The 5,281-nt window shown below is 73.3% G+C and carries 7 protein-coding genes and 1 pseudogene; 4 read left to right on the top strand and 4 right to left on the bottom strand.

Translation table 11 applies throughout. The features are described from left to right. Positions 1-102: 102 nt before the first annotated feature. Positions 103-498 carry a DUF2809 domain-containing protein gene (locus AB0442_RS41760; protein WP_366168744.1) on the top strand — a complete coding sequence of 132 codons (396 nt, stop codon included), beginning with the start codon at positions 103-105 and terminating at the stop codon, positions 496-498. A gap of 1 nt (position 499) precedes the next feature. Next, complete coding sequence (locus AB0442_RS41755; protein ID WP_366168743.1) at positions 500-817, top strand: hypothetical protein; 318 nt, start codon at positions 500-502, stop codon at positions 815-817. A gap of 7 nt (positions 818-824) precedes the next feature. Here AB0442_RS41755 and AB0442_RS41750 read toward each other — a convergent pair whose 3' ends face one another. The 4 genes from AB0442_RS41750 to AB0442_RS41735 form a co-directional block, all read right to left on the bottom strand. Continuing rightward, positions 825-1,433 (bottom strand): histidine phosphatase family protein, encoded by a 609-nt coding sequence (locus AB0442_RS41750; RefSeq protein WP_366168742.1) that lies wholly within the window; start codon positions 1,431-1,433, stop codon positions 825-827. 69 nt (positions 1,434-1,502) lie between these two features. Continuing rightward, complete coding sequence (locus AB0442_RS41745) at positions 1,503-1,997, bottom strand: DinB family protein (RefSeq protein ID WP_366168741.1); 495 nt, start codon at positions 1,995-1,997, stop codon at positions 1,503-1,505. Positions 1,998-2,610: 613 nt separating this feature from the next. Beyond that, on the bottom strand, positions 2,611-3,381 hold the full coding sequence (locus AB0442_RS41740; protein ID WP_344625153.1) for a lysophospholipid acyltransferase family protein: 771 nt from the start codon (positions 3,379-3,381) through the stop codon (positions 2,611-2,613). 309 nt (positions 3,382-3,690) lie between these two features. After that, positions 3,691-4,116, bottom strand: coding sequence for a DUF4395 domain-containing protein (locus AB0442_RS41735; RefSeq protein WP_366168740.1), 426 nt, complete (start codon positions 4,114-4,116; stop codon positions 3,691-3,693). Between the two features lie 282 nt (positions 4,117-4,398). Between AB0442_RS41735 and AB0442_RS41730 the strand changes: the two genes are divergently transcribed. Together AB0442_RS41730 and AB0442_RS41725 are read left to right on the top strand one after the other, a co-directional pair. Beyond that, the gene (locus tag AB0442_RS41730) at positions 4,399-4,809 is read left to right on the top strand and encodes a thioredoxin family protein (RefSeq protein WP_344625155.1); all 411 of its coding nucleotides are present in this window, start codon (positions 4,399-4,401) and stop codon (positions 4,807-4,809) included. Positions 4,810-5,175: 366 nt separating this feature from the next. Then, a pseudogene (locus AB0442_RS41725) lies at positions 5,176-5,281 on the top strand (electron transfer flavoprotein subunit beta); the annotation flags it as partial.

Raw genomic sequence — 5,281 nt, 5'->3', positions numbered from 1 at the left:
GAGAGTAGGACGCCGCCGAACAATTCTTGAGAGAAGCCCCGCCCGGGGACCCCGGGCGGGGCTTCTCGCATTTCCGGGTAGGAGGAGCGCGGGGTGCGTGGAATGCGTCGGGGCGCGGCTCTGGCCGGCGTGCTGACCGTGGTTGCGGGGCTGGGACTGCGGGCCGTGGGCAGCGGGGCGGTGGCGAAGTACGGCGGTGATGCGCTGTACACCGTGCTCGTGTACGTCCTGGTGGTGATGGTGGCGCCGCGGATCAGGCCGGGCAGGGCCGCCGGGGTGGCACTGCTGCTGAGTTGGTGTGTGGAGTTCTTCCAGCTGACGGGCCTGCCGGCGCGGTGGTCGGCGGAGAGCACGGCGGCGCGGTTCGTCCTGGGGTCGACGTTCAACGTGCCGGATCTGCTCTGGTACGCCGTCGGTGCGGGAGGCTGCTGGGCGGTCCACCAGGGCCTGGTCCGCGGTCGTGGCAGGATGCGGACCACACCAGGGGAGGAGCACTGAGATGCACGGCGAGGTCTGGCGGTTGACACGAGGGGCCGAGCTCGTCGGCGAGATAGAGATCGGTGAGGCGGACTTCCCTTGGCTGGCGGGGACGTTCCGTCCCGGGCCGGGCTACCCCGCGGTGGCGCCGTGGTTCGCCGAGACGCTCGCCCTGCTGGAGGCCGAGGAGCACGAGGAGCGTTTCGACGAGGCGTACGACCGGATCGCCGAGGCGCTGACCCTCTCTTCCCCGGAGGGACCGGTCGCGGAGTTCCTGCTGCACATCGACGGCGACCAGGTGTGGTTCCGCTGGAGTGACGAGCCGTTCGACGAGGACTGACGACCGGTCACGGCGGTGGAGCCCAGCCCGCGGGCACGGTGTAGTGCCAGCCCGGGCGCCAGGCCGGGGGATCCCGGAGGATCTCCTCCAGGGGGACTCCGGTGAGCAGGAAGTCCAGGGCCCACCGGTTGGCGGAGTGGGCGATCAGCAGGATCCGGCGGCCGTCGTACGTGGCGGCCACCTCCCGGAGGAAGTCGGCGGTGGCCCGTACGACCTGGCGGTAGCTCTGCCCGCCGGGGAAGGGTACGTCGAGGCAGTCGGTCCGGCGTGCGGCGACGTGTGCGGCGGGTCCGCCGTTCAGCTCGCCGTAGTCGCACTCGCGGAGCCGCCGGTCCTGGTGGACGGGCGGTCGGCCGTCGGGGAAGGCGAGGGCTGCTGTCTCCACGGCCCGGTGCAGGTCCGAGGTGAACACCGCGGCGAATCCGCCGCCGCGGCGGCGTTCGCCCAGCTCGGCGGCCTGGCGCCGGCCCAGGTCGGACAGCCGGCCCGGGAGCCGTCCGGTGGCGATGCCGGCTTCGTTGTCGGTGGTGGTGGAGTGCGACTCGTAGACGAGGTCGACGGCCATCCGGGTCGTCGGGGGAGTGGGCTCCGTGCGTGATCCGCGGGTGCGGCTCATGGCGGGGCTTCCCCGTGACCGGTGCGGCCATGCCGGAGACGACGTCAGAAGTCATCGTCCAGGCGGGCCTCAGCTGCTGCGGGTGCCGTCGAGGGTCTCGCGGATGATGTCGGCGTGGCCCGCGTGGCGGGCGACCTCCTCGATCATGTGGAGGAGGACCCACCGGAGGTTGCGGTGGGCGAGCTTCGGCCAGGCGCAGGGGGCGTCGAGGTCGGTGGCGGCGACGATCCCGCGGGCGGTGGCGACCTGCTCCCGGTAGTACGCGAGCCAGTGCGGGAGGGTGTCGTGCTCGCCGAGGACGAAGTCGTCCTCCGCACCGTCCTCGACGTGCGGCCACTCGTCGGGGAAGTGCCGGCCGGCCAGGATCACCTGGAACCAGCGGCGCTCCCAGAGGGCGTTGTGCTTCAGCAGGCCGAGCAGACTGAGGGAGCTGGCGGTGGGCGCCTTCCGGGCATCCTCCTCGGAGACTCCGTCCAGGGTGCGGAGCAGGGCGGCCCGCTGCTTGTCGAGGAACCCGCAGAGGGCGTCCCGCTCGGTGGCGGTGGAGAGCTGAGGTGTCGTCATGCGCCACGACCCTACCGAGTGGCCGGCAGGGGCGTGGCGGTCGGGGCTGCTGGTCAGGGCACCGCGGTGCCCCGGTCGGGCGGCTCTCCCAGGTGTCGGCGGTCCGGGTCACGGGGGTGACGGCGGTGCCGTCCGGATGCATGGTGAAGATGTCGGCCTGGCCCGGGAGGGTCGCCTTGGCGAAGGCGATGGCGGTGTCGTCCGGCGCGTAGGAGGGGATGCCGTAGAAGACGTCGGGGGAGCCGGACAGCAGGGTGGTGGTGCCGCTGCCGTCGGGGACCACGCCGGGTCGTCGACGTTCCTGGCGTAGGGCTGGTCCTGGGTGAGGGTGGTGAGCCGGCGGGGTTCGCGCCGGTCGCGTCCATCACGTAGATGTCGCTGTACTGGATCTGGTCCGCGGAGGTGTCGACGGCGCCCCAGCCGCGGCCGAAGGCGATGCGGCTGCCGTCGGCTCGGCCCCGGAAGCGGTCGAGCCCCCTGCGAGAGCTGCCACTGTGTCAGATAGGGGATGCCGAACCGTCGGTGACACGCGCGTGGTACCCATGCGACCGGCCGACCGGCGTACGGGACGAGCGGTCCGTACGCCGAGCGGTCCGTACGCCGGGCGGGAGGGTCAGCCGGACTCGCCCGCACGCTCCGCCTTGGCGGCGGCCTCCGCGGCCTCGGCGGCCTCGGCCTCCTCCAGGGTGGGCGCGGTGCCGCCGAGGTGGGCCGGGACCCACCAGGTGTCGTCCTCGCCGGACGGCTTGGCGGGGTACTCGCGCTGGGCGCGGTCCAGCATCTCGCTCATGGCCGCACGCAGGCGGCGGGTGACCATGACCGGCTTGTCCTGCGGGGTGAGCTCGATCGGCTCGCCGATCATGACGGTGATCGGGACGTGCCGCTTGGTGAGGGTCTTGGGGCGGCCCTTGGTCCACAGCTGCTGGGTGCCCCAGAGGATCACGGGCAGCAGCGGCGCGCCGGAGTCGGCGGCCATCCGGGCGGCGCCGGTCTTGAACTTCTTGAGCATGAAGGAGCGGCTGATCGTGGCCTCGGGGAAGACGCCGACGATCTCGCCCTCGCGCAGCGCCTTGACGGCGGCGTCGTAGGCGGGCTGGCCGTCGGTGCGGTCCACCGGGATGTGCCGCATGCCGCGCATCAGCGGGCCGGAGATGCGGTGCTTGAAGACGTCGTCCTTGGCCATGAAGCGGGTGAGCCGCTTGCCGCCGCGCCAGGGGCCGAGGCCGGCGAAGATGAAGTCGAGGTAGCTGATGTGATTGCTCACCAGGACGGCGCCGCCCGTCGCGGGGACGTGCTCGGCTCCGACGACGGAGACGCGCAGGTCGAGCGCCTTGAACGCGGTCAAGGCGGCGCGGATCACCGGCGGGTACACGAACTCAGCCACGGTCAGCCCTACTTCTCGTCGGGCCTGATGCCCGGTCCGGAGGTACCCGGGCCGTCGGGGCCGACCGGCGAGGGCGCGGCACGCCGCGGCGGCCACGGGTGTTTCAGCCCGATGATCCCCCGAAGACGTGCCCGATGTCACGCGGCGGCGTCCGCGAGGCGGGAATCGGCGGCGAGGCTTACGTCACGTGAGAGCTGCATCTCACCCGGTGACCAGTGGCGGGTCGCTCCGGCAGGTCACTCCGGCCGGCCGCCTCGGCCTGCGGCCGTCCTACGGCCGTGACCGGGGCAGGCCGGCGGCCGGGACGGGTCAGGCCCGTGCGCCGACGCGGTCGGTGCCGCGCCGCAGCAGCAGGTACGCCTCGCAGCCGAGGCAGTACCCGAAGGCGGCGTTGAGGAAGGCCGCGGCGAGGGCCAGCCCGGTGGCGGCGAGGCCCAGCCAGTCGGCGCCGGACAGGAAGCCGAGGGTGCCGACGAGCGCGAAGGCGAGGCCGACGGCCTGGGCGAAGCGCGGCGGCCGGGCGTCCTCAAGTTCCCGCGGCGGGGCGAGCCGGGGCCGGACGAGTACCCGGAAGAGCAGGCCGTACGGCGAGCGCTGCAGGCCGGCGAGGGCGCCGACGGCGAAGGCGACGGACTGCAGGGCGAGCAGGGCGCCGCTGCCGGTGATCATGGCGGCGGCGAGGACGACGGAGGTGAGCGCGGCGGCGAAGCGCGGGCCGCGCGGGTCGATCAGCACGAAGGGACTCCTGGGACGCGAACCGGTCGGGGACGACTGGCCGGCATCCCGGGGCTTCTCCGGAGCCCCGGGGCGGCCGCGGTCAGCGACAGCGCGACGCGGTGGCCCGGCACAGGTCGACCACCCGGCGGGAGGTCAGCCGGGGCAGCCGGGGTCGGGGCGAGTCCATCCGGCGATGGTAGGGCCGGCGGGGCCGCGGGGCGAACGCTGTCCACCTGGTGGAGCGGGCCCCGGAGGGGTACGGGTTCCGGAGGCTCCGCAGCGGTGCGGGACACTGGAGCGATGACCGGTTGGGTGGTGTGCGGTGCGGTACTGGTGCTGGCGAGCGCCTTCGGGCTGCTGCGCGCGCACCGGGACGGAAGGCTGCGGGTGAAGGACGGGGCGGCGGTGCGGCTCACGGCGGCGGACCTGGGCGGCGAACTGGGGGACCGGGCGACGCTGGTGCAGTTCTCCACCGCGTTCTGCCAGCCGTGCCGGGCGACCCGCCGGGTGCTCGCCGAGGTGTCGGGGATGGTCGAGGGCGTGGCCCACGTGGAGATCGACGCCGAGTCCAGGCTCGACCTGGTGCGCCGGCTCGACATCCTGCGCACGCCGACCGTACTGGTGCTCGATGCGACCGGCCGGGTGATCCGCCGCGCCGCGGGCCAGCCGCGCCGGGCGGACGTCGTCGCGGCGCTCGGAGAGGCGGTCTGACCGGCCCGGACGGGCGGTGGCGGCCGCGCCGATCATCGTCGGCGTTGTCAAGACCTTCAATCTCACAGCGGATCTGCCGCCCGGTCAGGTGGTACCGGGCGCCGCCTGGGGCAGGATGGGCGCAGACGGCAGTGCAGCCGTCCCGGAAGCCTGCCGGCCAGGGAGTGCGGCGGCGGTCGGGACGCCCCGTCCGGGCATCGCAGCGCTAAGCTACTCGCCAGTAGCCTGTTTGAGCTACTGGCGAGTATGCTGCCAGGAAGTTCCGGACGGGCACAGGAAGACGCGGCCCGCGTGCGGGCAGGAGCGTGCGTTCCGCCCGACTGCACAGCCGCAGCCGCCGGACAGGACCAGTACAGGAGACAGGCCGTGAGCTTGAGGATCGTTGTCTGTGTGAAGTACGTGCCCGACGCGACCGGTGACCGTCGCTTCGCGGACGACACCACCACCGACCGGGAGGGCGTGGACGGCCTCC

The organism is Kitasatospora sp. NPDC085895 (assembly GCF_040702125.1).
Taxonomy (GTDB): Bacteria; Actinomycetota; Actinomycetes; order Streptomycetales; family Streptomycetaceae; genus Kitasatospora; species Kitasatospora arboriphila.
Note: the sequence above shows the minus strand (reverse complement) of the source record. Positions and strands in the feature narration are given on the sequence as shown.